The following is a 23436-nucleotide window of genomic DNA, read 5'->3' as shown; positions in this document are numbered from 1 at the left end:
GTCGATGTCAGCCCACGCTGCCTTCGAGGCTGATCGAGATCAGCTTCTGCGCCTCGACCGCGAACTCCATCGGAAGCTGCTGCAGCACGTCCTTGACGAAGCCGTTGACGATGAGCGCCACCGCCTCCTCCTCCGACAACCCGCGCTGCAGGCAGTAGAACTTCTGGTCGTCCGAGATCTTGGACGTGGTCGCCTCGTGCTCGAACACCGCGGTCGAGGTCTTGGCCTCGAGGTAGGGCACGGTGTGGGCGCCGCATTCGTCGCCGATCAGCAGGCTGTCGCAGTTCGTGAAGTTGCGGGCGTTGGTCGCCTTGCGGTGCGCCGAGACGAGACCGCGGTAGGTGTTCTGCGACCGACCGGCCGAGATGCCCTTCGAGATGATCTTCGAGGTCGTGTTCTTGCCGAGGTGGATCATCTTCGTGCCCGAATCGACCTGCTGCCGGCCGTTCGAGATCGCGATCGAGTAGAACTCGCCGCGCGAGCCGTCGCCGCGCAGGATGCAGCTCGGGTACTTCCAGGTGATCGCGGAGCCGGTCTCCACCTGCGTCCAGGAGATCTTGGAGTTCCTGCCGCGGCAGTCGCCGCGCTTGGTCACGAAGTTGTAGATGCCGCCCCTGCCCTCGGAGTCGCCGGGGTACCAGTTCTGGACGGTCGAGTATTTGATCTCGGCGTCGTCGTGGGCGACGAGTTCGACGACCGCGGCGTGCAGCTGGTTCTCGTCGCGCATCGGCGCTGTGCAGCCTTCGAGGTAGCTCACGAAGGAGCCCTCGTCGGCGATGATCAGCGTGCGCTCGAACTGGCCGGTGTTCTGCTCGTTGATGCGGAAGTAGGTCGACAGCTCCATCGGGCAGCGGACGCCCTTAGGCACGTAGACGAACGAGCCGTCCGAGAACACGGCGGAGTTCAACGTCGCGAAGAAATTGTCGGAGGTCGGGACCACTGAGCCGAGGTATTTTCTCACCAGCTCCGGATGCTCACGGATCGCCTCGGAGATCGGGCAGAAGATGACGCCGGCCTGCGCCAGCTCCTTCTTGAAGGTGGTCGCAACCGAGACCGAATCGAACACGGCGTCGACTGCGACGCGGCGCTGCTCGACGCCGGCGAGAATTTCCTGCTCCCGCAGTGGGATGCCGAGCTTCTCGTAGGTGCGCAGCAGCTCGGGATCGACCTCGTCGAGCGTCTTCGGCCCCGCGGTCGATTTCGGCGCGGAGTAATAATAGAGCTCGTCATAGGCGATCGGCGGATAGTCCACCCGCGCCCAGTCCGGCTCGACCATAGTCCGCCAGCGCCGATAGGCGTCGAGCCGCCACTCCAGCATCCACTCCGGCTCGCCCTTCTTGGCCGAGATGAAGCGGACGGTGTCTTCCGACAGGCCTTTTTCCGCGCGATCGGATTCGATGTCGGTGACGAAGCCGTATTTGTACTGGTCGACGTCGATCTCGCGGACGCGGGCGACGGTCTCCTGAACAGCCGGCATATTTCTTCACTCCCATCCGTCCGGCGGAAGGCCGGTCGGCGCTTGAACGAGTCTAAGTAACAGGAATGCGACGCTTGCTGAAGGCCGATCGGCGCAACGTCAAGCCGCGCTCGCTTGAGATACGATGCGTTTGACGATGCCGGACCAAGCCGCAAGGAAGATTTCGGCGTCGTTTGGGCCGGACGACCAGCCAAAGCTCACGCGCAACATTCCGTTCGACAGATCGTGCGTGACGCCCATCGCGTCAAGCACCGGGGACGCTTTCGTTTTCCCCGACGAGCAGGCCGACCCCGACGAGACCGACACGCCAGCGAGGTCGAGCCCGATCACGGCGCTCGACGAAGGCGCGCGCGGGTCGGCGAAGCAACAGGTGTTGGGCAACCGCGGCGCGTCCTCTCCAAAGATCGTGATCGGGCCGAGCGCCTTCAGTCCGGCCTCGAGCCGGTCGCGCTGCTCGGCCAGCCGGGCGAAGGCCTCAAGATCGCGCCCGGCGGCCTCCGCCGCGACGCCCAGGCCGACGATCCCGGCGACGTTCTCCGTGCCGCCGCGCCAGCCCTTCTCCTGCCCACCGCCGCGCACGACCGGATCCACCACGTGCAGCTCCGTGTCCCGCCGGACGAGCGCGCCGATCCCGGCCGGGCCGCCGAACTTGTGCGCCGCGAGCGCAAGGAAGTCGCAGCCGAGCGCGCCGAGGTCGACTGGAATCTTGCCGACCGCCTGCACGGCGTCGACATGGACCAGCCCGCCGTAGCGCCTCGCGATCGCGGCGGCTTCCGCGACCGGCTGGATGACGCCGGTTTCGTTGTTGGCGAGCATCAGGGCTAGGATCGCCCGCTCGTCGGGATGCGCGGCGGCGTGGGCCGCGAAGGCGCGTTCGAGCGCCGCGAGGTCGATCAGGCCCGCGCCGGTGACGGGCGCGATCTCCACGGCCTCAGCCGAGAACCGGGCTCCGGCGAGGACCGCGGGGTGTTCGATCGCCGAAGCGAGCAGGCGCGTGACGGGGCGCGGATCTCGCGGATCGCGGATCGAGGGCGAAAGCGCGAGGTTCGAGGCTTCCGTGCCGCCGCTGGTGAACACGACGCCGGCCGGCGAGGCGCCTACGAGCCGGGCGACCTTCGCCCGCGCCTCTTCGACCAGCCGGCGCTTGCCGCGGCCGTCGGCGTGGACCGAGGACGGGTTTCCCACCGCCGCCAGCGTCTCCGCGATCGCGGCGATCGCTTCGGGTCGGGTCGCGGTGGTGGCGTTGTGGTCGAGATAGACGCGCATCGGGGCCTCCGATCGTCTTCGCCGGTCCGCAGAGGCTGAGCGGACGCGCAAGCCTTGCATTCCGCCGGATCATTCGTGCTAGAGACAGCGCTTCCTATATGCAAGGCGGCCTCGCGGCCATGGCCGCTGACGCAGCCTTGCGCCGCGTTTCGCGAATGAGGGAGCGGCCGCGCTCCGTTTTTCAAGGACACATCTATGCCCGAGGTGATCTTCAACGGACCGGCCGGCCGCATCGAGGGCCGCTACCACCCGGCCAAGAAGCGCCGCGCGCCGATCGCGCTCATCCTGCACCCGCACCCGCAGTTCGGGGGCACGATGAACAACCAGATCGTGTACAACCTCTACTACGCCTTCCTGAACCGCGGCTTCTCGGTCCTGCGCTTCAACTTCCGCGGCGTCGGCCGCAGCCAGGGCAACTTCGACCACGGCTCGGGCGAGCTGTCGGACGCCGCCTCCGCGCTCGACTGGGCGCAGGCTCTTAACCCCGACGCGCGGGCCTGCTGGATCGCCGGCGTCTCGTTCGGCGCCTGGATCGGCATGCAGCTCCTGATGCGCCGGCCCGAGGTCGAGGGCTTCATCTCGGTCGCCCCGCCCGCCAACCGCTTCGACTTCTCGTTCCTGGCGCCCTGCCCATCCTCCGGCCTGTTCGTGCACGGCGACCAGGACCGCGTGGCGCCGATGAAGGACGTCCAGACGCTGATTGAGAAGCTGAAGACGCAGAAGGGCATCGTGATCGACCAGTCGATCATCCCCGGCGCGAACCACTTCTTCGAGAACCGCACCGAAGAGCTGTTGGTCGAGGTGAACTCCTACCTCGACAAGCGTCTCGGACCGATCGGCGAAGTCGCCGCGCCCCAGGCGGCCGCCGACACCGGCGAAGACGCGGCGTAAGCTATTCCCCAGCGGTTCGTTCGTCGATGCCCGCAAAACGCGGCGTCGCTCCGGGCGAAGTCCCGGAGCCTATAATCCGGCCGGAGCCATCTCAAAGCGCCGGCTCGGTCCTGAATCGTCGCGGCTAAGGGTTCCGGCGTTCCGCTGCGCTGCAGCCGGGACGACGGCTGCTTGAGCCCTACTCCGCCGCGATCGCCGCGGGGCGTGCGCCAAGCTTCGCCGCCCGGTTGGCGACCATCTTCGCGAAGTCCTCGCCTGCGTGGTGCGAAGACCGCGTGAGCGGGCTGGACGACACCATGAGAAAGCCCTTGGCGTAGGCGATGGTCTCGTAGGACTTGAACTCGTCCGGCGTGACGAAGCGCGCGATGGCGTGGTGGCGCTTGGTGGGCTGCAGATACTGGCCGATCGTCAGGAAGTCGACCTCGGCGGTGCGCAGGTCGTCCATCAGCTGCAGCACCTCGTTCCGCTCCTCACCGAGCCCGACCATGATGCCCGACTTGGTGAACATGGTGGGGTCCAGCTCCTTCACCCGCTGCAGCAGGCGAATGGAGTGGAAGTACCGGGCGCCGGGCCGGACGGTCAGGTAGAGCGACGGCACGCATTCGAGGTTGTGGTTAAACACGTCCGGCCGCGCCTCGACGACGATCTCCAGCGCGCCGGGCTTCCTCAGGAAGTCGGGCGTCAGCACCTCGATCGTGGTGCCGGGGCTCGATCGCCGGATGGCGCGGATGACGTCGCCGAAGTGCCGGGCGCCGCCGTCGGCGAGATCGTCACGATCCACCGAGGTGATGACCACGTGGTGCAGGCCAAGCTTGGCGACGGCCTCCGCCACCCGGCCGGGCTCCCCGAGATCGACCGCTTCCGGCATGCCCGTGCGGACGTTGCAGAAGGCGCAGGCGCGGGTGCAGGTGTCGCCCAGGATCATGAAAGTCGCGTGCTTCTTCGACCAGCACTCGCCGATGTTCGGGCAGCCGGCCTCCTCGCACACGGTGACGAGCTTGTTGGCGCGTACGATCTCCTGCGTCTCGCGCCACACAGGTGACCCCGGCGCGCGGACGCGGATCCAGTCCGGCTTCTTCAGCTGTTCGGTCTCGGGCCGTCGCGCCTTTTCGGGATGGCGCGGCCGTGCGGGGCCGTTCGTGCGATCGAGCACCGTGACCATGGGAGCCTGTCGTCTTTCCGTTTCCGTCGCGAGAACCGTCGCGGCAAACAAAAAGGAGAGCGGACGCGAGCCCGCTCTCCTCAAACTTTAGGCGAAGACGCCTTCGCCGTCGATGCGCGCGCCCGGACCCGCATGGCGGAGGGGCGCGCAGCGCAGGACTAGACCGCGCGACGGCCCGCAATCATGCGCCACAGGAAGATCAGCAGGCACGCGCCTGCGACCGCCACGACGCACTGCCAGATCCACCCGCCCGGCGGGATCACGCCGACAGCCTTGAGGATCGCGTTCATGACCAGAGCCCCGACGATGCCGAGGATGATGTTCATGAGCAGACCCATGTCCGATTTCATGATCTGCTCGGCGATCCATCCGGCGATTGCGCCGATGATGATCGCCATGAGCCAGCCGACGCCTTCCATGGACAGCACTCCCTGTATGTCCCGACCGGACATAAACCTCGGCAGCGGCTGCTTGTTCCGGCGATCGGAAAATATTCACGCCGCCCTCACGTGTGAATGACGCGGCCATAGGCGTCGAGCACGCTCTCGTGCATCATCTCGGAGAGCGTCGGATGCGGGAACACCGCATGCATCAGCTCCTCCTCGGTGGTCTCGAGGTTCATGGCGACCACGAAGCCCTGGATCAGCTCGGTCACTTCCGCGCCCACCATGTGCGCGCCGATGAGCTCGCCGGTCTCGGCGTCGAAGATGGTCTTGACCAGTCCTTCCGGCTCGCCGAGCGCGATCGCCTTGCCGTTGCCGTTGAACGGGAAGCGGCCGACCTTGACCCTGCGGCCCTGCTCCTTGGCCTTCTTCTCCGTCACGCCGACCGAAGCGATCTGCGGCTGGCAGTAGGTGCAGCCGGGGATCTTGGCCTTGTCCATCTCATGCGGGTGCAGGCCCTTGATGCCCTCGATGCAGATGACGCCCTCGTGCTCGGCCTTGTGCGCCAGCATCGGGGGGCCGGCGACGTCGCCGATGGCGTATACGCCCTTCACGTTGGTGCGGCCGAGGCCGTCCGTCACGACGCAGCCGCGCTCGGTCTTCACGCCGAGCGCCTCCAGCCCGAGGTTCTCGATGTTGCCGACGACGCCGACCGCCGAGATGACCCGGTCGACCTTGATCGTCTCGGTCTTGCCGTCGCCGAGCTCCACGGTCGCGGCGACGTCGTTCGCGCCCTTGTTCAGCTTGGTCACCTTGGCCCCGGTGAGAATGCGGATGCCCTGCTTCTCGAAACGCTTCCTCGCGTGGGCCGCGATCTCCTCGTCCTCCACGGGGAGGATCTGCGGCAGCACCTCGACCACGGTCACCTCGGCGCCCATGGTGCGGTAGAAGCTCGCGAACTCGATGCCGATCGCGCCGGAGCCGACAACCAGCAGGGACTTCGGGAAGGTCTCCGGAACCATCGCCTCGAAGTAGGTCCAGACGAGCTTCTTGTCGGGCTCTAGGCCCGGCAGCACCCGCGGCCGCGCGCCGGTGGCGACGATGACGTTCTTCGCGGTGTAGGTCCCCTCCCCCAGCGCGCCCTTCGGCGCCGGCGTGGGCGGGCCCTGCACGGACTTCTTGGGCGCAACGACCTTGACCTCGCCAGGCTTGGTCAGCGTCGCCTCGCCCCAGATCACGTCGACCTTGTTCTTCTTCAGCAGGTAGCCGACGCCGCCGTTGAGCTGGGACGAGACCCCGCGCGACCGCTTGACGACGGCGGCGATATCGAAGCCGACCTGCTCGGCCGAGAGGCCATAATCCTTGGCGTGCTCCATGTAGTGGAACACCTCCGCCGACCGCAGCAGCGCCTTGGTGGGGATGCAACCCCAGTTCAGGCAGATGCCGCCGAGATGCTCGCGCTCGACCACCGCCGTCTTGAAGCCGAGCTGAGCCGCGCGGATCGCGGTCACGTAGCCGCCGGGACCGCCGCCGATGATGAGGACGTCGTAGGTGTCGGCCATGGGGTTCCCCTTCGTGGTCAGACGTACTGCGCGACGCCGTCGCCGAACGACCAGTTTTCTTTCCTGACCTCGATCAGGTTGATGAAGACGTTGCGCGGCTCGACGCCCGGATCCGCCTGAAGCCGCTCGACGACGCTGCGATAGAACGCCCGCTTCAGCTCGACCGTGCGCCCGTCGCTGATTGCGATCTGAAGGATCACGAGGCCCTCGTCGTGCGCGACGCCGAGATAGCTCGGCTCGAAGATGAATCCGTCGGCGTCGTGCTCGTGAAACACGACGAACTTGTCGTCTTGTGGAACCGAGAACACCGCGCGCAGGGCCTCGTAAACCCCGTCCGCGATCGCCCGCTTCGCGGCGGCGCTGCGGCCTTTGAGGAGGGAGACGCGAACCAGCGGCATGGCTAGACCAAAAGCCCCATCGGCTTCTCGATCAGCCGCTTGATGGCGGAGATCAGCGTGGCGCCCAGCGCGCCGTCGACCGAGCGGTGGTCGCAGGACAGCGTCAGGCTCATGACGGTCGCGATCTTGATCTCGCCGCCCTTCACCACCGCGCGCTTCTCGCCGCCGCCGACCGCGAGGATGGTCGAATGCGGCGGGTTGATCACCGCGGTGAAGTCCTTCACCCCGAACATGCCGAGATTCGACACCGCCGTAGTGCCGCCCTGGTACTCTTCAGGCTTGAGCTTGCGGTCCTTAGCGCGCTGGGCGAAGTCCTTCATCTCCTTTGCGATCACCGACAGCGTCTTGGTCTCGACGGCGCGAATGATCGGGGTGATGAGGCCGTTGTTCGGCAGCGCCACCGCGACGCCGACGTCGGCGTGCTTGTGGCGGAGCATCGCGCCCTCGGTCCAGCTGACGTTGGCGTCCGGAACCTGCGCGAGCGCGACGCCGAGCGCCTTGATCACCATGTCGTTGACGGAGACCTTCCAAGCGGCCTTGCCGTCTTTCTCCGGCGCGGACGAGTTAATCTGCTCCCTAAGGGCCAACAGCGCATCAATCTCGCAGTCGACCGTGAGATAGAACGTCGGCACCGTCTGCCGGGCTTCGGTCATCCGGCGCGCGATGGTCTTGCGCATGCCGTCGTGCGGGATCTCCTCGTAGGACCCTTCCGCGAACAGTTTTTTGATCGCCTCGTCCGAGGCGCCGGCCGGGACCGGAGCCTTTGCGGCGGGGGCGGCGGCGGGCGCTTTGGACTCCGCAGCTGGGGCCGTCTTGTCGCCGCCCCCAGCCTGCGCGCCGCCGGAGGCCTTGGCCTCCTCCACGTCCGCCTTCACCACGCGGCCATGCGGGCCTGAGCCGGAGATCGCCTTCAGGTCGACGCCGGCCTCCTTTGCGAGCCGGCGCGCGAGCGGCGACGCGAACACGCGTTCGCCCTTGTCGTGACCATTGGCGGCGGCCTTCGGCGCGTCCGCCTTTGTCTCCGACTTCGGGGCCTCGCCGTGGCCGGCCTCGCTCGGGCGCGGCGCGGCCTCGGACGTCGCCGCGTCGGACTTGGAAGCCTCGGATTTGGAAGCCTCGGACGTGGCTTCGGCCTGCTCCGGAGCGGCCTTCGCCTGCGGCTTGCCGGCGCCGTCCAGCGCGCTGGCGTCCTCGCCCTCCTCCAAGAGGATCGCGATCAATTCGTTGACCGGAACGTCGGACGTGCCTTCCGGCACCACGATCTTTCCGACCGTGCCCTCGTCGACGGCCTCGACCTCCATGGTCGCCTTGTCAGTCTCGATTTCGGCGAGGACGTCGCCGGATTTGACCGCGTCGCCCTCCTTCACGAGCCACTTGGCGAGGTTGCCCTTTTCCATTGTCGGCGACAGCGCGGGCATCAGGATGTTGGTCGGCATTGGTCCCTCGCTTAGGGCGGGCTTCTTTGCGGCCGCTCAGCGCTTCATGAACTTGTTCAGCACCGTGCGGACCACGTGATGGACCGCGCGGCTCTGGGCTTCACGGATGGAGGTCGGCGGCAGACGTCGCGGACCGGAGCCTGTGCGCTGGGCGCGGTTGCGCAAGAACTCGTTCGCGACCGTCTTCAGGATACGTCCGAGCATCTGCGTCTCCTCAGGAGCGGTAGCACACCGCCTTGGCCGCCTCGACGACCTCGGCGACGCTCGGGAGCGCGAGCTTCTCGAGGTTCGCGGCGTAGGGCATCGGCACGTCCTTGCCCGACACGCGCGTCACCGGCGCGTCGAGCCAGTCAAAGGCGCGCTCCATGACGCGCGCCGAGATCTCCGCGCCGACGCCGGACTGGGCCCAGCCTTCCTCGACGGTCACGAGCCGGCCGGTCTTCTTGACCGACTCGATGATGGTGTCCGTGTCCATCGGGCGGATGGTGCGCAGGTCGATCACCTCGGCGTCGACGCCGTCCTTGGCGAGCTCCTCCGCGGCCTTCAGCGCGTAGGTCATGCCGATCGACCAGGCGACGATCGTCACATCCTTGCCCGGTCGGGCGATCTTGGCCTTGCCGATCGGCACGACGTAGTCGTCGAGCTTCGGCACCGGAAACTGCTGCCCGTAGAGGATCTCGTTCTCGAGGAAGATGACGGTGTTGTTGTCGCGGATCGCGGCCTTGAGCAGGCCCTTGGCGTCGGCGGCGGTGTAGGGCGCGAGCACCGTGAGCCCGGGGACGTTCGAGTACCAGGAAGCGTAGTCCTGGCTGTGCTGCGCGCCGACCCGGGCCGCCGCGCCGTTTGCGCCGCGGAACACGATCGAACAGCCCATCTGGCCGCCGGACATATAGAGGGTCTTAGCGGCCGAGTTGATAATCTGATCGATCGCCTGCATCGCGAAGTTGAAGGTCATGAACTCGACGATGGGCTTGAGCCCCGCCAGCGCCGCGCCGACGCCGACGCCGGCGAAGCCGTGCTCGGTGATCGGCGTGTCGATCACGCGCTCCGCCCCGAACTCCTCCAGCAGCCCCTGGCTGACCTTGTAGGCGCCCTGGTACTCGGCGACCTCCTCGCCCATCAGGAACACGCGCTCGTCGGCGCGCATCTCCTCGAGCATCGCGTCGCGCAGAGCGTCGCGGACGGTCGTCATCACCATCTCGGTGCCCTCGGGGACGTCGGGCTCCGGCCTGACATCGGGCGCCGGCGGGTTCGCGGCGGCCGACTCGACCTTGCCGGCCCCAGAGGCCGGCTTACCGTCGGACTTGGCCTCGGTCTCGGCCGGCGCCTCGGATTTAGCCTCGGTCTTCGGAGCCTCGTCTTGGGGCGCAGCCGCGCCGTTCGCGAGCGCGCTGTCGTCTTCTCCGTCGGCCAGGATCAGCGCGATCGGGGTGTTGACCTTCACGTCCTCGGAGCCGTCGGCCACCAGGATCTTGCCGAGCACGCCCTCGTCGACCGCCTCGACCTCCATGGTCGCCTTGTCGGTCTCGATCTCGGCGATGACGTCGCCGGACTTCACGGCGTCTCCTTCCTTCTTCAACCACTTGGCGAGCTTCCCCGCCTCCATGGTCGGCGACAGCGCCGGCATGAGGACTTCGATCGGCATCGGGGACGTCCCTCTATCCTTGAAGGCTTTTTGGCCGGCGGCGGCGCCCGCCGGCGGCACGACGACAGCTTACGTTCGGCCGCTCAGCGCAGAATGTCGGTCCAGAGCTCCGACGGATCAGGCTCGGGATCGTTGGTCGCGAACTCGGCGGCGGCGTTGACGATGTCGCGCACCTCCTTGTCGATGGCCTTGAACTCGTCCTCGGTCGCCAGGCCCGCCTTGATCAGGCGCGCGCGCACCTGCTCGATCGGGTCGTGGGTCTCGCGCATCTTCTGGACTTCGTCCTTCGAGCGGTACTTCGCCGGATCCGACATCGAGTGGCCGCGGTAGCGGTAGGTGACCATCTCGAGGATGTAAGGGCCTTTGCCCTCGCGAGCGTGGGCGATCGCCCGCGCGCCGGCGGCCTTCACCGCGCGCACGTCCATGCCGTCGACCTGCTCGCCGGGGATGTCGAAGCTCGCGCCGCGCTGGGAGAGGTTGGTGTTCGACGAGGCGCGCTCGACCGAGGTGCCCATGCCATACTTGTTGTTTTCGATGACGTAGACGACAGGCAGCTTCCAGAGCTTCGCCATGTTGAAGCTCTCGTAGACCTGGCCCTGGTTCGAGGCGCCGTCGCCGAAATAGACCAGGGAGACCTTGCCGTTCTTCTTGTAGCGGTTGGCGAAGGCGAGGCCCGTCCCGAGGGACACCTGCGCGCCGACGATGCCGTGGCCGCCGTAGAACTGCTTCTCGACGCTGAACATGTGCATCGAGCCGCCCTTGCCCTTGGAGTAGCCGCCGCGGCGGCCCGTGAGCTCGGCCATGACGCCCTTCGGGTCCATTTCGCAGGCGAGCATGTGCCCGTGGTCGCGGTAGCCGGTGATCACCTGGTCGCCCGGCTCGACCGCCATCTGCATGCCGATGACGACCGCTTCTTGACCGATGTAGAGGTGGCAGAAGCCGCCGATGAGGCCCATGCCGTAAAGCTGGCCGGCCTTCTCCTCGAAGCGGCGGATCAGGAGCATCTCGCGATGGGCGTGAAGCTCCTCCTCCTTCGTGAACTCGAGCGCCCCGCTCGCGGACGAGACCTCGGTCTCGGGAGCGGCTTTTGCGGCGGATACGGCCATGGACGTTCCCCTGAGCTGGGCTTCCTTGAGACGGAAACCTAACGCGACCTTAAGGCAAATCGAGCCGACGCCCAGATCGCTTGGAACGTATGTGCCCGGATGCAACTAAAGTCGCAAGGGGGGCCATAGAGTATTTTGATTGTGCGATAGCGAAGAGCAACCCAATGCGCCACGCTGCATCTGCGAAGACGTCAGCGCGTTTCGACGACGCGGTCGTTGGGGTGCAGCCAGCCGAGATCGACGCGGGCTTCTTCATCGAGTAGGTCGGGGTCGAGCTGGTCTGAGCTCAGCAGGTCGATCCGGTGCTCGTAGCTTTCGCGCGTCTCCTTGAGAGAGGCGAGCTGCGCCGAGAGCGTCGCGATCTCCGCCTCGAACTCGCGGCTGGCGACGAGGCCGTGGGCGCCCACGTAGGCCTGCTGGCTGAAATAGACGACCGCGCCGGTGGCGACGAGCCAGAGGGCGAGCTGGGCGGCGGCCGTGCGCCAACGGTGACGAATGATCATGTCCGCGAGAGTGACGCGGACATGGTTTCGAAATCCTTTAAGCCGCGCGTTTCAGCGCGCCCTGCACCTTCCGCCACAGCTTGTCCGCGGCGTTGCGCGCGGCGGCGCGCGGTCCCGTCGGGACAAGCGAGACCGTCGCGTCGGGCTCGTCCTCGATGCGGAGGCCGACGCGCACCACCTTGCCCTCGTCGACTCCTCGCACGACGAGCGTCGCCCCTCCGAACTCAACGGCGTCGCCGACGGCGGGCTCGTTTTCGAAGCGCCGGGCGAAGACCTCCGCGATCGTCGATCCGGCGTCTTCGGCGGGGATCGCGAGGCCATACATGGCCGACAGCGTCGCGAGCGCCGCGTCGCCGCGCAACGCGAACTCGCTGAGCGCGGGCCGCGCGCGCCCGGCTTCCGTGGAGGCGAACAGGCCGTCGAGCTCCGCCACGCGATTGTGCGGCGCAAGAAAATAACCGTAGTCGCCCGCCTTCAGCGCGCCGGCCTGAAGCGGGTCGAGAATGCGGTCCTCGCGGATCACGAAAACCGGCGTAGCCCATTTCGGCACCGCGTCGCGGGCGAGAATCGGACACTTCGGCGTCACGGGATAGCCCACCATCTCCTGCGCGAGCTGGCCGGGGAGGTCGATCTCGATCCGCTGCACCTGCCGGCCGGTCTGGCGGACGGCGAGGCCGAGCCGCTTCGCGAGCTCCGTGATCGTCCAGCCCTGCACCAGCAGCGAGACGATCACCACCACGAAGGCGACGTTGAAGTAGATCTGCGCGTTGGGGGCGCCGGCCAGCGTCGGGATTGCGGCGAGGAAGATCGACACCGCCCCGCGCAGGCCGACCCAGCCCACGAAGCCGATCTCCTTGCGCGAGAAGCCGAACGGCAGCAGGCAGAGCGCGACCGCCGCCGGCCGCGCCACGAAGATCAGCATGAAGGCGATGGCGAGCGAAGCGCCGAGCGACGGCAGCAGGGTCGACGGCGTGACGAGGAGGCCGAGCACGATGAACATCACGATCTGGCAGAGCCAGGTGACGGTGTCGTGGAAGGCGATGATGCTGGGCAGCGCGCGCACCTGACGATTGCCCACCACGATGCCTGCGAGATAGACGGCCAGGAATCCGGAGCCGTGCATGACCGCCGCAAGGGCGAACAGCGCGACGGCGCTCGCCACCACGAACAGCGGGTGCAGCCCGGACGGCAGCTCGACCTTGTTGAGCACGAAGGCGAGCGCGAATCCGCCCGCGACGCCGGCCGCGCCGCCGATGATCGCCTCCTGCAGGAACTCGCCGAGGATCGTCAGCCCGTCGTGGCCGCCGGAGGCGCTGACGATGCCGACCATCATGACGGTGAGGAACACCGCGACCGGATCATTGGTGCTGGATTCGATCTCCAGCACGCCGCCGACCCGCCGCTGAAGCTGCAGGCCGCTGGCGCGGATCAGGAAGAACACCGCCGCGGCGTCGGTCGAGGCGATCGTGGCCCCGATCAGGAAGCCTTCCGACAGCCTGAGATTCAGCACGTAGGAGGCGAAGGCGCCGATCAGCCCCGCGGTGATCACCACCCCCACCGTGGCGAGCCCGATCGCCGGCGCGAGCGAGCCCGCGAGATGCGAGATGCGCGTGCGCAGCCCGCCATCGAACAGGATGATCGCAAGCGCCAACGAGCCGATCAGATAGGTCAGCCGGTAGTTGTCGAAAGCGACGCCGCCCGGTCCGTCCGCGCCGGTGAGCATGCCGATGATGAGGAAGACCAGCAGCAGCGGCGCGCCGAACCGGGATGCGACGAGCGACGACAGAATGCCGACGAGCACCAGCGCCGCCCCGAACAGCAGGATCGCATTGACGACCGTGATGTTGTCCATGCCCGCCGGTTCGCATGCACGCCACGGGCGGCCGGGCGCGCCTGGTGCGAACCCGGCGTGGTCCGAGCGCCGAAGCGTCAGAGGAAGGAGGTTGGAACTTCCCCGACGAATGCCGCCAGATCAAGGCGGAACAACATCTTATGCGGTTTATGGCCGGGCGAGCGCGCCGCCGGTCAGCGCGCGCGGCGCCCCGGTGGTGCCGGGATAGGTCAGCGGCAGCCCCTTCAGGCTGCGCACCGCCAGCACCGCGAAGGCCTGCGCCTCCAGCGCGTCGGCCGAAAGCCCTACTGCGTCAGCGGTTTTCACCTCCGCCTGAAGCCGATCCCGGAGCCCCGCGAGCAGCGTCGGGTTGCGCGCGCCCCCGCCGGCCACGATCCAGAGCGCGGGCGGCTTCGGCAGATGGGCGGCGGCGCGAACGACCGACTCCACCGTGAAGGCCGCGAGCGTCGCCAGGGCGTCCGCCAGCGGCAGGGCGTCCGTGGCGCCGGCGTCGAAGGCGTTGCGGTCGAGCGACTTGGGCGGCGCGACGTCGAAGTAGGGATGGTCCATCAGACGGGCGAGCGCCGCCGGGTCTACGGCGCCGGACGCCGCGATCGCGCCGTCGCGGTCGAAGGCCTCACCGGTTTCGCGGAGCAGTCGATCGTCCATCAGCGCGTTGGCGGGTCCGGTGTCGAAGGCCACCAGCGCGCCGTCGCCCGCGATGAAGGTGACGTTGCCGACGCCGCCGAGGTTGAGCACCGCGAGCGGGCGCGGCAGGTCGAGCGCCCGCACCAGCACGGGGTGGATGGTGGGCGCGAGCGGCGCCCCCTGCCCGCCCGCCGCCACGTCGGCCGCGCGGAAGTCGTAGACCACCTGCACGCCCAGCCTGCGCGCGAGCGCCGGGCCGTCGCCGATCTGCACCGTGAGACGATCGCCGGGACGGTGCAGCACGGTCTGGCCGTGGAAGCCCACCACATCGACGTCGTCGGCGCGCAATCCATGGTCCGTCATGAAGCGCTCGACCGCCTCGGCGTGGGCGTCCGTCACGATCGCCTCGGCCTCCGCCACGGCGCCCGGCCGCTCCGTGCGGTCGGAAATCGCGTCGGCGTCGGCCAAGGCTCGGGCCAGCACGGCGCGTTCGTCCGTCGTGTAGGGCCGGTACCCGGAGGGGCCGAAGGCCTCGACGCGCTCGCCATTGGTCTCCACCAGCGCCACGTCGACGCCGTCGAGGGAGGTGCCGCTCATCAGCCCGATCGCGCGCATGTCGCCTCCCCTCAACGGTTAGTTACGCCGCCGCCAAGCGTGCGCCTCGTCATCCCCCGGCGTGTCCGGGAGATCCAGTTTTGATCATCAACCGCCCGCGAACGGAAGTCTGGATGCCCCGGATAAACCGGGGCATGACGAGGCGTTTCCGATATCGGACATCCTGCGCTAAACCCCGACGTCCCGTTCGATCCGCCGAAAGTTCTTTACGCCCGATGACCGCTTACCGCTCCGACTTCCTGCGTCTCCTCGAGGAGCGCGGCCAGATCCACCAGATCTCCGACCCGGTCGCGCTGGACCAGCTCGCGAGCGAAGGAATCGTCACGGCCTACATCGGCTACGACCTCACGGCGCCGAGCCTCCACGTCGGGCACATGGCGAACATCATGATGCTGCGGCGGCTGCAGCAGACCGGGCACCGGCCGATCGTGCTGATGGGCGGGGGCACCACCAAGATCGGCGACCCTTCGTTCCGCGACACCCAGCGCCCGCTGCTCGACGATGACCAGATCGCGGCGAACAAGCAGTCGATCAAGACCGTGTTCCAGCAGTTCATGACCTTCGGCGACGGCCCGACTGACGCCGTGATGGTCGACAACGCGGAGTGGCTCGACAAGCTCGAATACGTGCCGTTCCTGCGCGAGATCGGGCGGCATTTCTCGATCAACCGCATGCTGTCGTTCGACAGCGTGAAGACCCGCCTCGAGCAGGAGCAGCCGTTCTCCTTCCTCGAGTTCAACTACATGATCCTGCAGGCCTACGACTTTCTGGAGCTGAACCGGCGCTACGGCTGCCGGCTTCAGATGGGCGGTTCCGACCAGTGGGGCAACATCGTCAACGGCATCGAGCTGTCCCGCCGAGTGGACGGCGCCGGCGTGTTCGCGCTCACCTGCCCGCTCATCACCACGGCCTCGGGCGCCAAGATGGGCAAGACCGCCGGCGGCGCGGTGTGGCTGAACGCAGACATGGCGAGCCCCTACGTGTTCTGGCAGTACTGGCGGAACACCGAGGACGCCGACGTCGTGCGCTTCCTCAAGCTGTTCACCGACCTGCCGCTTTCCGAGATCGAGCGCCTCGGGAGCTTAAGCGGCGCGGAGATCAACGAGGCGAAGAAGGTTCTGGCCACGGAAGCCACCGCGCTGGTCCATGGCCGCGCGGCCGCCGAGGAGGCCGAGGCGACCGCCCGCACCACGTTCGAGGAAGGCGCCGTCAGCCAATCGCTCCCGACCGTCGAGATCGACGCCGCGGCGCTTTCAGCCGGCCTCGGCGTGCTGACCGCCTTCGCCGAGATCGCCAAGCTGGTCGCCTCCAACGGCGAAGCCCGTCGGCAGGTGAAGGGCGGCGGCCTCCGGGTCAACGACGCCGCAGTGACGGACGAACGCGCGACTCTAACCCCGGCGGACCTGACGCCGGAGGGCGTGGTCAAGCTCTCGCTCGGCCGCAAGAAACACGTGCTGCTCCGCCCCCGGGGGTGAACTTAAGCTCTACTGCGCCCCCGCGGGGGCATTTCCCTCGGTCGCGGCGTCGGGGGCGGTCTGCCGGAACTCGAACAGCTTACGAAGGAAGCCCGGCGCCACCGCGGACATCGGGTTGATGGTCACCGTCGGCGCGCCGGTTTTGCCGGTGACCTGGAAGGTCACGCCCAGCAGGCCGCCATTCTTGCCGCCGGTGAGCAGCGCGCCGATGATCGGAACCTTGCTGAAGAGGTTGTTCAGAGAGTAGGCCGGCACGAAGGTGCCGACGAGCGAGACGCTGTCGGCGGCGTAATCCACCACGCCCTCCAGCGTCGCGCCGAGTTGCGGCCCGTAGACGACGGCGTCCTTGACCTCGATCCGCCCCTGCCCCTGCACGAAGGCCACGCGCAGCCGCTCGAACCGCGTGGCGCCCTTCCGGGCGTCTGCGGCGGCGGCGTTCGCGTCGGCTCCCGTCGTTTGGCGAACGCGGTCGAGCGCGGTCTCGTTCCGCACGAGGAAGTCCTTCACGTTCAGGACGCCGGGGCCGCCCGCGAGCGAGGCCTGCAGGTCGAACTGGCCGCCATCCACCCGGCCGTAGAGATCCGCGAACCGAAAGAAGGCGCCCGCGTCGCCGCCGCTGAGCCGCAGCCGGCCGTCGTCGGCGGTGGCGAGCCTTATGCCCCCGGCCCCGATCCGCCCCGAGCCGTCCGCGTCCGTCACCCGGCCGTCGCGCATGGCGAGCCTGAGATCGAGCCCCGCGATCGCTTCGCCGCCGTAGCCCAGGCCCGTGCCGAGCTTGGCGACGACGTCGAGCGTCTTCGGGATTCCGCCGGAGCCGGGCTTGTCCGCGCCGCGCGCCGCCGCGGTCTTACCCCGGAACGAGTCGAGCAACGGCTTCAGGTCCAGCGCCGCGCCCTGCACCACCAGCTTGGTCGAGCCGGACCGCAGCTTGTCGATCTCGACCCGCGCATCGTCGCCGGGCGCCGGTCGGTAGATCGGGAAGGTGGCCGCGAGCAGTTCGCCCTTGGGGCCGAACTCGATGCCTCCGCGAACCGACCGGTCGCCGCTTTCGATCGCGAAATCCCTCACAACCGTCTTCTCCGGCGTCTTCTCCACGATCAACGCGAGCTTGCCAGGCCGGCCGGCAGGCTTCCGGAACCCCGGTAACAAGCCGTCGATCCCGACGGCGGTGAGATCGGCGGACAGGCTGATCGGAGCGTGGGGCTCGTCGAGGGCGAGCGATATCTGCAGCGGCAAGGCGCCCTTCAGCGCGCCCGGAACGTCGAAACCCAGACGCGTCAGGTCGGCGGCGTCGGCCGTGAGGGTGGCCGTCAACTGGCGCTTGGCGGGCGCATTCGCCGTCGCCGGGGTTTCGACCACGCCGACCGTCGCCGGCGCGCCCGCGATCCGCCCCTTCCCCGCCAGCGTCTTGTTCGCGCCGTCCACGACAAGCTTGAAGGCGCCCTTGTCGAAGGCGCGGCCGGCGAGAAGGTCGGCGATCGTTACGTCCGTGATGTCGGCGGCGATCTTGACCGCGACCGGCGGTCCCGGCTTGTCGTTGGAATGGCCAAGCTCGAAGGCGGCGGAGACGTCGGCCGAGATCTTCCCCGAGACTTTCGCGGGATCGAGCTGCGGCGGAAGCGGGTTCTGTCCGACCGCGCCGGAGACCAGCAGCGCGATCGCTGGATCGAGCGCGCCCTGCGCCTTGAACGCGACCGTCGCCTTCGGGAAGGGCGCGCCGAAGCCGCCCGTGACGAAATTGACGTCGGCGATCGCCAGACCGCCGCTTGACCCTGGGACGAAGCCCTTCCCGACCGTGACGCGAGCGTCGGTCGCCGTCGCAGCGATCGCGCCCGCCGCGCCCTCGATCCACGGCAAGGTCGGCGCGCCGCGCAGGGTCGCGTCCGAGAAGGTGGCGTCGATCGCCATCGAGCCCGGCGGCAGCGGGTCCTTCGGCCCCATTCCAGCCAACACCCCGGCGGGAATGTCGAGTGTCAGCGAGAACGCGTCGACCTGGCCGGAGCGGATGTTCGCCACGGCCCAGTTTCGCACATCGTGGCCGAGGAAGGGCGGCCACAGCCGCAGGATGGCGGAGGTCGGCATCGGGTCGCTGACGAGGCCGAGCCGGACCGCGGGGCTCGCGCCCTCGAAGCGGATCAACGCGGTCGCCGCAGCCTTTGCGGTGGGTCCCAGCACCTGGGCCCTCGTCACCTCGAGGGTCGCCGCCTCCGTGTCGAAGCGCGCCTCCAGAACGACCTGGTCGAGCCGGAGCGGCGTGTCGCCCAGCTGTTCGCCGGCGAGCAACACGTCGCGCCCGTCGAGATGGGTGAGCCACACCGTCTGACCGGCGACCGGCGCGGTCAGCGCGCCGCTGAACGACATCTGGCCCGTGCGTCCCACGATGCGGGACGGTTCGATGACCACAGCCCGCTTCGCCGGGTCCCAGGCGAGATCGAGCTTGAGGTCGTCGACGTCGATGCTGCGCGCGCCGCCGCCCGAGGCGCCCGGAAGAGCGATCGAGAGGCTCCGGGCGCTGATCCGTCCGTCGCCCGCCGCAAGCCGCCCGTCTGGCCCGATACGAGCGCTGAGATGGCCCGACAGCCGCCCTGTGGCCGGCGGAGCGCCCGCCTTTTGGGCGAAAGGCGCCGAGTACGGGGCGAGGGACACGTTTTCGAGTCCGAGGTCGATCACGCGCTCGTTCGTCGCGGCGTCGGGGGCGATCGTGACGGCGATGGTCCAGCGATCCTCGGGACGCGCGGAGGAGGTCGTCAGGGCGATCGCGCCATGCTCGCCGCGGGAGAGCCGGAGCGCGACGTTGTCTTGCGTCATCACCGACTGGCCGCCGCGTCCCACCAGCAGCGCGGCGCCCGTGACCTCGACCTCCTCCAGCGCCCCGACTGCGCCACCTGGGCCGAGCAGCCGGTCGAGGTCGGCCACGCCGGCGAGGATGCGGTCCGGCAGGTCCGTCTGTTTGGAGGCCGCGCCCATCGTCTGTTCGAACTGGGCGTCGATGCGCGGGTTGGTCGCGTGGACCGAGCGCACCCGCACGTCGCCCCTGAGCAGCGCCAGCCCGTCGAGCCTGAGCTCCACCTTCGGCGCCGCCACGAGCGTGGGGCCGCCCGCCGCCTTTGCGATCGCGAGGTCGACGAGTCGCAGTTCGACGCCGTCCGCGCCGCGGTGCAGTTCGGCGTCCTCGATGGAGACCGCATAATCCGGCCCGAGCCGCGATTCGAGCGCCGCCGTGACCCTGGGAATGACCTGCGACGCGGGCAGCGGCAGATAGAGGATGGCGAGCCAGATCGCCGACAGCGCCGCCGCGACGCCCAAGAGGCCGAAGGCGACGAGGCGGACCGCGCGACGCGGCGAGATCAGCGGCCCGGCCCGACGTCGCCGCGCGGCGACAAGGGCGAGCGCACGGGCGCGTCGCGAGGGGCTCTCCATCTCGGTCATCAGGCGTGCGAGGTCTCCCAGGATGCGGCGCAGCTTGCGCAACACCCTATCGGCGTACCTGCAACCGGCCGGGGGCTCAAGAGTCCGGGACCGGTGACGATCCGAAACGGGCGCCTTACGTAGTCTGCGCGTTCCGCAACGATGGAGGTCCCCATGGCCGAAGCTCTCACGATCGGCGATCCCGCCCCGTCTTTCGACCTGCCGGGCGCCGGCCGCGAATCGATCAGCCTCGCCAAACTGAGGGGGCGGAAAGTGGTGCTCTATTTCTACCCGAAGGACGACACCAGCGGCTGCACGAAGGAGGCGATCGCCTTCAACGGGCTACGGAAGGCCTTCGCGGACGCCGGAACCGAGATCATCGGCGTATCGCCGGACAGCGTGGCCAGCCACGACAAGTTCCGGACCAAATACGATCTCGCCTTCCCGCTCGCGGCCGACGAAGAAAAGGCGATGCTCGAGGCTTACGGGGTGTGGAAGGAGAAGAGCATGTACGGCCGCAAGTTCCTCGGCGTGGAGCGCACCACGGTGTTGATCGACGCCGAGGGCCGCGTCGCCCAAGTGTGGCCGAAGGTCAAGGTCGACGGCCACGCGGACGAGGTGCTGCGGGCCGCCCAGGCGCTGTGACGCCGGACGACCGGGCGTTAGCCGGCGGTTAACCCTAACGCGAAACAGTCGGCGGGCCCGCAACCGAAAGGCCCTCCGCATGACGATCGATCGCGCCGTCCCCTTCGGCGGAGACCTCATCGTCGTCGACTGCGGCCGCCGGTTCGCCTTCCGCCTGCCGCGCTATGGGGCGGCGGCGGTCGCGGCCGTGATCGCGTTGTCGTTCGGGTGGTCGGTCGGCACAGCGTACTACTTGGCGTTCCACGACGTGGTCGTCGCAGAGATCCGCGGCGGCGCGAAGGCGGCGGCGAGCGCCTACGAAGCGCAGATCGACGAGCTCAAGACCGAGCTCGAGCGCGTGCGGACCCGTCGTCTTGTCGAAAAGACCGGCTCGGAGCAGCGCCTGGCCGAACTCGCCCGCCGGCAGGAATCGCTCGAGCGCCGGCAGACCGTGCTCGCCGAACTTGCGGGTCCCGCGCTCGATCAGCCGGGCGCCGCGCCGACGTCCTACGCTGCAAAGCCGACGCCGCTGGACCGCCCCGACGACGAGCGGCGGGGGCTCGCCGCATCGAGCGAACCCGTCGATCCGACCGACCAGATCAGCGTGGACCTCGACAAGCTGGAGGCCGGGCAAGGCGCCGCGCTCGACGCCATCGAGACGCGGATCGACGACAAGCGCCGCAAGCTCCAGCGGATCTACGACGGCCTCGCGCTGCCGAAGTCGAACGGCCGAGGCGCCGAGGCCGGCCGCGGCGGCCCGTTCGAACCCCTCCCCGCACGGGCGCAGACATTCGAAGCGCGCGCCGACCGGGTCACGGCCCAGCGCGCCGCGACCGCCGAACTCCGCGACCGCCTGGAGGACGCGCCGATCCGGACCCCCGCGCCGGGCGCATCGATCAGCAGCGGCTTCGGCGCGCGCACCGACCCGTTCTTGGGCCAGCCCGCGTTCCACGCCGGACTCGATTTCGAGAGCGCCCACGGTCGCCCTATCCGCGCGACGGCGCCCGGACGCGTCACGGCGGCGGGCTACAGCGGCGGCTACGGGCTGATGGTGGAGGTCGACCACGGCGGAGGGCTGACCACCCGCTTCGGCCATATGTCGTCCGCCGCCGTCCGGATCGGGCAGACCGTCAAGGCCGGCGCCGTTCTCGGCCTCGTCGGCTCGACGGGCCGTTCGACCGGCCCGCACCTGCACTACGAGACCCGGATCGACGGCGAGGCGGTCGATCCGCTGCGCTTCCTGCGCGCCGGCTCGGCCTACGCGGCGACGCTGTCGAACTGAAGATGTCCTGCGCTGAAGATGGACACGCGGCGCTCGTGTCCCGGCCTTGAGCCGGGACCCAGAACTCAGCGCACTACGAAGACGCCGCGACGGCGGACGCTCTGATCCAACCGGCGGGCGTGTGGGTCCCGGCTCAAGGCCGGGACGCGAGCGGAGATCAGTCGACGTCCTCGACGCCCTCGGGCGCGCCGCCATAGGCGCGCTGGGCGAGGGTCGCCTCCATGAAGTCGTCGAGCTTGCCGTCCAGCACGTCCTGGGGCGAGGTCGAGGTGTGGCCGGTCCGCAGGTCCTTCACCAGCTGGTACGGCTGCAGCACGTAGGAGCGGATCTGGTGGCCCCAACCGATGTCGGTCTTGGCCGCCTGGTCCGCCACCGCCTGCTCCTCGCGGATCTTCAGTTCGCGCTCGTAGAGCTTGGCGCGCAGCATGTCCCAGGCGGTCGCCCGGTTCTTGTGCTGCGAACGGTCGCCCTGGCTCACCACCATGATGCCGGTCGGATTATGCACGAGGCGCACCGCCGATTCGGTCTTGTTGACGTGCTGGCCGCCGGCGCCGCCGGAGCGCATCACGTCGGTGCGGACGTCGCTCTCGTTGATCTCGATTTTGATCGAGTCGTCGATCACGGGGTAGACCATGATCGAGGCGAAGCTGGTCTGGCGCCGCGCGTTCGAATCGAACGGCGAGATTCGGACCAGCCGGTGAACGCCCGCCTCGGTCTTCAGCCAGCCGTAGGCGTTGTGGCCCTTGATCTGCAGCGTGGCGGACTTAATGCCCGCCTGCTCGCCGTTCTGATGGTCCACCACGTCGATCTTGAAGCCGCGCCGCTCCGCCCAGCGGGTGTACATCCGCAGCAGCATCTCGGCCCAGTCCTGGCTCTCGGTGCCGCCGGCGCCGGGATGGACCTCGAGGAAGGTGTCGAAGCCGTCGGCCTCGCCCGAGATCAGCGATTCCAGCTGGCGGCGGGCCGCGTCATCCTTGAGGCCGCGCAGCGCCCGCTCGGCGTCGTCGACGACGGACTGGTCGCCCTCCATCTCGCCGAGCTCGATGAGCTCGAGGTTGTCCTTCATCTCGCTCTCGATCCGCTGCACACCGCTCATGGCGTCGTCGATCGAGGTGCGTTCGCGCATGATCTTCTGCGCGCGCTCCGGGTCCTCCCAGAGCGTCGGGTCTTCGGCGATGTCGTTCAGTTCTTCGAGGCGGGCCTTGGCTGCATCCCAGTCAAAGATGCCTCCTCAGCAGCCCGACCGACTGCTCGATGTCCTGAACGAGGGTCTCGATTTCGGCGCGCATGGCCTCTGAGCTCTCGTGTGTGCGTTGGGGAGGCGACTGTTAGCGGCCCTGTCCCGCGCTGTAAACGGCGCTGGACCGCCTTATGTGCGCTGCCGAGGCGCACGCCGCGCCGTCAGGAGAAGACCGCATGAGCAAACTCGTCGTGATGTACCCGAAGCCGGCCGATCCTGCCCAGTTCGACAGCCATTTCCGCAGCGTGCATATGCCGCTCGTGCAGAAGATGCCGGGGCTGAAGAGCTTCAGCTTCGGCCCGGCCACCGCGCTCGACGGCTCCGCCGGCGCATTCTTCTGGATGTTCGTCGGCACGTTCGACAGCCTCGAGGCGATCCACGCCGCGCTGAACTCGCCCGAAGGCCAGGCGGCGGTCGCCGACATCCCGAACTACTCGCCCGAAGGGCCGACGATCCTGCATCTTGATTCGACCGAGGGCTAAGG

The 23436-nt window shown here is 68.5% G+C and carries 20 protein-coding genes; 5 read left to right on the top strand and 15 right to left on the bottom strand.

The window, feature by feature from the left end:
* Positions 1–7: 7 nt before the first annotated feature.
* Positions 8–1477, bottom strand: a complete 1470-nt coding sequence (gene sufB, locus K244_RS0105440) for a Fe-S cluster assembly protein SufB (protein ID WP_020185239.1) — start codon at positions 1475–1477, stop codon at positions 8–10.
* A 99-nt stretch (positions 1478–1576) separates the two neighbouring features.
* A complete protein-coding gene (locus K244_RS0105435; protein ID WP_020185238.1) occupies positions 1577–2743 on the bottom strand; it encodes a cysteine desulfurase family protein in 1167 nt (388 codons plus the stop codon).
* Between the two features lie 195 nt (positions 2744–2938).
* Here K244_RS0105435 and K244_RS0105430 point away from each other — a divergent pair, with 195 nt between their 5' ends.
* On the top strand, positions 2939–3634 hold the full coding sequence (locus tag K244_RS0105430) for an alpha/beta hydrolase (protein WP_020185237.1): 696 nt from the start codon (positions 2939–2941) through the stop codon (positions 3632–3634).
* A 178-nt stretch (positions 3635–3812) separates the two neighbouring features.
* Here the strand turns inward: K244_RS0105430 and lipA are convergent, their stop codons facing one another.
* The 11 genes from lipA to K244_RS0105375 all read right to left on the bottom strand — a co-directional run bounded on the left by lipA (position 3813) and on the right by K244_RS0105375 (position 14923).
* Positions 3813–4796, bottom strand: coding sequence for a lipoyl synthase (gene lipA, locus K244_RS0105425; protein WP_020185236.1), 984 nt, complete (start codon positions 4794–4796; stop codon positions 3813–3815).
* A gap of 158 nt (positions 4797–4954) precedes the next feature.
* The gene (locus K244_RS0105420; RefSeq protein ID WP_024816329.1) at positions 4955–5215 is read right to left on the bottom strand and encodes a GlsB/YeaQ/YmgE family stress response membrane protein; all 261 of its coding nucleotides are present in this window, start codon (positions 5213–5215) and stop codon (positions 4955–4957) included.
* Between the two features lie 86 nt (positions 5216–5301).
* A complete protein-coding gene (gene lpdA, locus K244_RS0105415) occupies positions 5302–6741 on the bottom strand; it encodes a dihydrolipoyl dehydrogenase (protein ID WP_020185234.1) in 1440 nt (479 codons plus the stop codon).
* 17 nt (positions 6742–6758) lie between these two features.
* Positions 6759–7139 carry a tautomerase family protein gene (locus K244_RS0105410; protein WP_020185233.1) on the bottom strand — a complete coding sequence of 127 codons (381 nt, stop codon included), beginning with the start codon at positions 7137–7139 and terminating at the stop codon, positions 6759–6761.
* Positions 7140–7141: 2 nt separating this feature from the next.
* Positions 7142–8575 carry a pyruvate dehydrogenase complex dihydrolipoamide acetyltransferase gene (locus K244_RS0105405; RefSeq protein ID WP_020185232.1) on the bottom strand — a complete coding sequence of 478 codons (1434 nt, stop codon included), beginning with the start codon at positions 8573–8575 and terminating at the stop codon, positions 7142–7144.
* A 36-nt stretch (positions 8576–8611) separates the two neighbouring features.
* The gene (locus K244_RS23500) at positions 8612–8779 is read right to left on the bottom strand and encodes a hypothetical protein (RefSeq protein WP_020185231.1); all 168 of its coding nucleotides are present in this window, start codon (positions 8777–8779) and stop codon (positions 8612–8614) included.
* 10 nt (positions 8780–8789) lie between these two features.
* A complete protein-coding gene (locus K244_RS0105395) occupies positions 8790–10220 on the bottom strand; it encodes a pyruvate dehydrogenase complex E1 component subunit beta (protein ID WP_020185230.1) in 1431 nt (476 codons plus the stop codon).
* A gap of 83 nt (positions 10221–10303) precedes the next feature.
* Positions 10304–11326, bottom strand: a complete 1023-nt coding sequence (pdhA, locus tag K244_RS0105390; RefSeq protein WP_020185229.1) for a pyruvate dehydrogenase (acetyl-transferring) E1 component subunit alpha — start codon at positions 11324–11326, stop codon at positions 10304–10306.
* A gap of 191 nt (positions 11327–11517) precedes the next feature.
* On the bottom strand, positions 11518–11829 hold the full coding sequence (locus tag K244_RS0105385; RefSeq protein ID WP_020185228.1) for a septum formation initiator family protein: 312 nt from the start codon (positions 11827–11829) through the stop codon (positions 11518–11520).
* A 37-nt stretch (positions 11830–11866) separates the two neighbouring features.
* A complete protein-coding gene (locus K244_RS0105380; protein ID WP_020185227.1) occupies positions 11867–13681 on the bottom strand; it encodes a potassium/proton antiporter in 1815 nt (604 codons plus the stop codon).
* Positions 13682–13828: 147 nt separating this feature from the next.
* Positions 13829–14923, bottom strand: a complete 1095-nt coding sequence (locus K244_RS0105375) for an anhydro-N-acetylmuramic acid kinase (RefSeq protein WP_020185226.1) — start codon at positions 14921–14923, stop codon at positions 13829–13831.
* Between the two features lie 215 nt (positions 14924–15138).
* Between K244_RS0105375 and tyrS the strand changes: the two genes are divergently transcribed.
* Complete coding sequence (gene tyrS / locus K244_RS0105370; protein ID WP_020185225.1) at positions 15139–16398, top strand: tyrosine--tRNA ligase; 1260 nt, start codon at positions 15139–15141, stop codon at positions 16396–16398.
* Positions 16399–16407: 9 nt separating this feature from the next.
* Here the strand turns inward: tyrS and K244_RS0105365 are convergent, their stop codons facing one another.
* Positions 16408–19869, bottom strand: a complete 3462-nt coding sequence (locus tag K244_RS0105365) for an AsmA-like C-terminal region-containing protein (protein WP_020185224.1) — start codon at positions 19867–19869, stop codon at positions 16408–16410.
* A gap of 111 nt (positions 19870–19980) precedes the next feature.
* On the opposite strand from K244_RS0105365, the gene K244_RS0105360 reads away from it, so the two are divergent.
* Together K244_RS0105360 and K244_RS0105355 are read left to right on the top strand one after the other, a co-directional pair.
* Positions 19981–20451, top strand: coding sequence for a peroxiredoxin (locus K244_RS0105360; RefSeq protein ID WP_024816328.1), 471 nt, complete (start codon positions 19981–19983; stop codon positions 20449–20451).
* Between the two features lie 79 nt (positions 20452–20530).
* Positions 20531–21712, top strand: coding sequence for a M23 family metallopeptidase (locus tag K244_RS0105355; protein WP_020185222.1), 1182 nt, complete (start codon positions 20531–20533; stop codon positions 21710–21712).
* A 157-nt stretch (positions 21713–21869) separates the two neighbouring features.
* Here K244_RS0105355 and prfB read toward each other — a convergent pair.
* A protein-coding gene (gene prfB / locus K244_RS0105350) for a peptide chain release factor 2 (RefSeq protein WP_155931597.1) occupies positions 21870–23001 on the bottom strand; the annotation gives its coding sequence in 2 pieces (ribosomal slippage) (positions 21870–22931 and positions 22933–23001; 1131 coding nt in all).
* A gap of 127 nt (positions 23002–23128) precedes the next feature.
* On the opposite strand from prfB, the gene K244_RS0105340 reads away from it, so the two are divergent.
* A complete protein-coding gene (locus tag K244_RS0105340; protein ID WP_020185219.1) occupies positions 23129–23434 on the top strand; it encodes an EthD family reductase in 306 nt (101 codons plus the stop codon).
* The last annotated feature ends 2 nt before the right edge of the window (positions 23435–23436 follow it).

It is taken from the genome of Methylopila sp. 73B, from assembly GCF_000526315.1.
In the GTDB taxonomy this organism is placed as follows: Bacteria; Pseudomonadota; Alphaproteobacteria; order Rhizobiales; family Methylopilaceae; genus Methylopila.
This window is presented reverse-complemented; position numbering and strand designations above follow the sequence as displayed.

Bases quoted from the DNA above. Each gene is read 5' to 3' on its own strand.
- sufB (WP_020185239.1), bottom strand. From the start codon at position 1,477: ATGCCGGCTGTTCAGGAGACCGTCGCCCGCGTCCGCGAGATCGACGTC.
- K244_RS0105435 (WP_020185238.1), bottom strand. From the start codon at position 2,743: ATGCGCGTCTATCTCGACCACAACGCCACCACCGCGACCCGACCCGAA.
- K244_RS0105430 (WP_020185237.1), top strand. From the start codon at position 2,939: ATGCCCGAGGTGATCTTCAACGGACCGGCCGGCCGCATCGAGGGCCGC.
- lipA (WP_020185236.1), bottom strand. From the start codon at position 4,796: ATGGTCACGGTGCTCGATCGCACGAACGGCCCCGCACGGCCGCGCCAT.
- K244_RS0105420 (WP_024816329.1), bottom strand. From the start codon at position 5,215: ATGGAAGGCGTCGGCTGGCTCATGGCGATCATCATCGGCGCAATCGCC.
- lpdA (WP_020185234.1), bottom strand. From the start codon at position 6,741: ATGGCCGACACCTACGACGTCCTCATCATCGGCGGCGGTCCCGGCGGC.
- K244_RS0105410 (WP_020185233.1), bottom strand. From the start codon at position 7,139: ATGCCGCTGGTTCGCGTCTCCCTCCTCAAAGGCCGCAGCGCCGCCGCG.
- K244_RS0105405 (WP_020185232.1), bottom strand. From the start codon at position 8,575: ATGCCGACCAACATCCTGATGCCCGCGCTGTCGCCGACAATGGAAAAG.
- K244_RS23500 (WP_020185231.1), bottom strand. From the start codon at position 8,779: ATGCTCGGACGTATCCTGAAGACGGTCGCGAACGAGTTCTTGCGCAAC.
- K244_RS0105395 (WP_020185230.1), bottom strand. From the start codon at position 10,220: ATGCCGATCGAAGTCCTCATGCCGGCGCTGTCGCCGACCATGGAGGCG.
- pdhA (WP_020185229.1), bottom strand. From the start codon at position 11,326: ATGGCCGTATCCGCCGCAAAAGCCGCTCCCGAGACCGAGGTCTCGTCC.
- K244_RS0105385 (WP_020185228.1), bottom strand. From the start codon at position 11,829: ATGATCATTCGTCACCGTTGGCGCACGGCCGCCGCCCAGCTCGCCCTC.
- K244_RS0105380 (WP_020185227.1), bottom strand. From the start codon at position 13,681: ATGGACAACATCACGGTCGTCAATGCGATCCTGCTGTTCGGGGCGGCG.
- K244_RS0105375 (WP_020185226.1), bottom strand. From the start codon at position 14,923: ATGCGCGCGATCGGGCTGATGAGCGGCACCTCCCTCGACGGCGTCGAC.
- tyrS (WP_020185225.1), top strand. From the start codon at position 15,139: ATGACCGCTTACCGCTCCGACTTCCTGCGTCTCCTCGAGGAGCGCGGC.
- K244_RS0105360 (WP_024816328.1), top strand. From the start codon at position 19,981: ATGGCCGAAGCTCTCACGATCGGCGATCCCGCCCCGTCTTTCGACCTG.
- K244_RS0105355 (WP_020185222.1), top strand. From the start codon at position 20,531: ATGACGATCGATCGCGCCGTCCCCTTCGGCGGAGACCTCATCGTCGTC.
- K244_RS0105340 (WP_020185219.1), top strand. From the start codon at position 23,129: ATGAGCAAACTCGTCGTGATGTACCCGAAGCCGGCCGATCCTGCCCAG.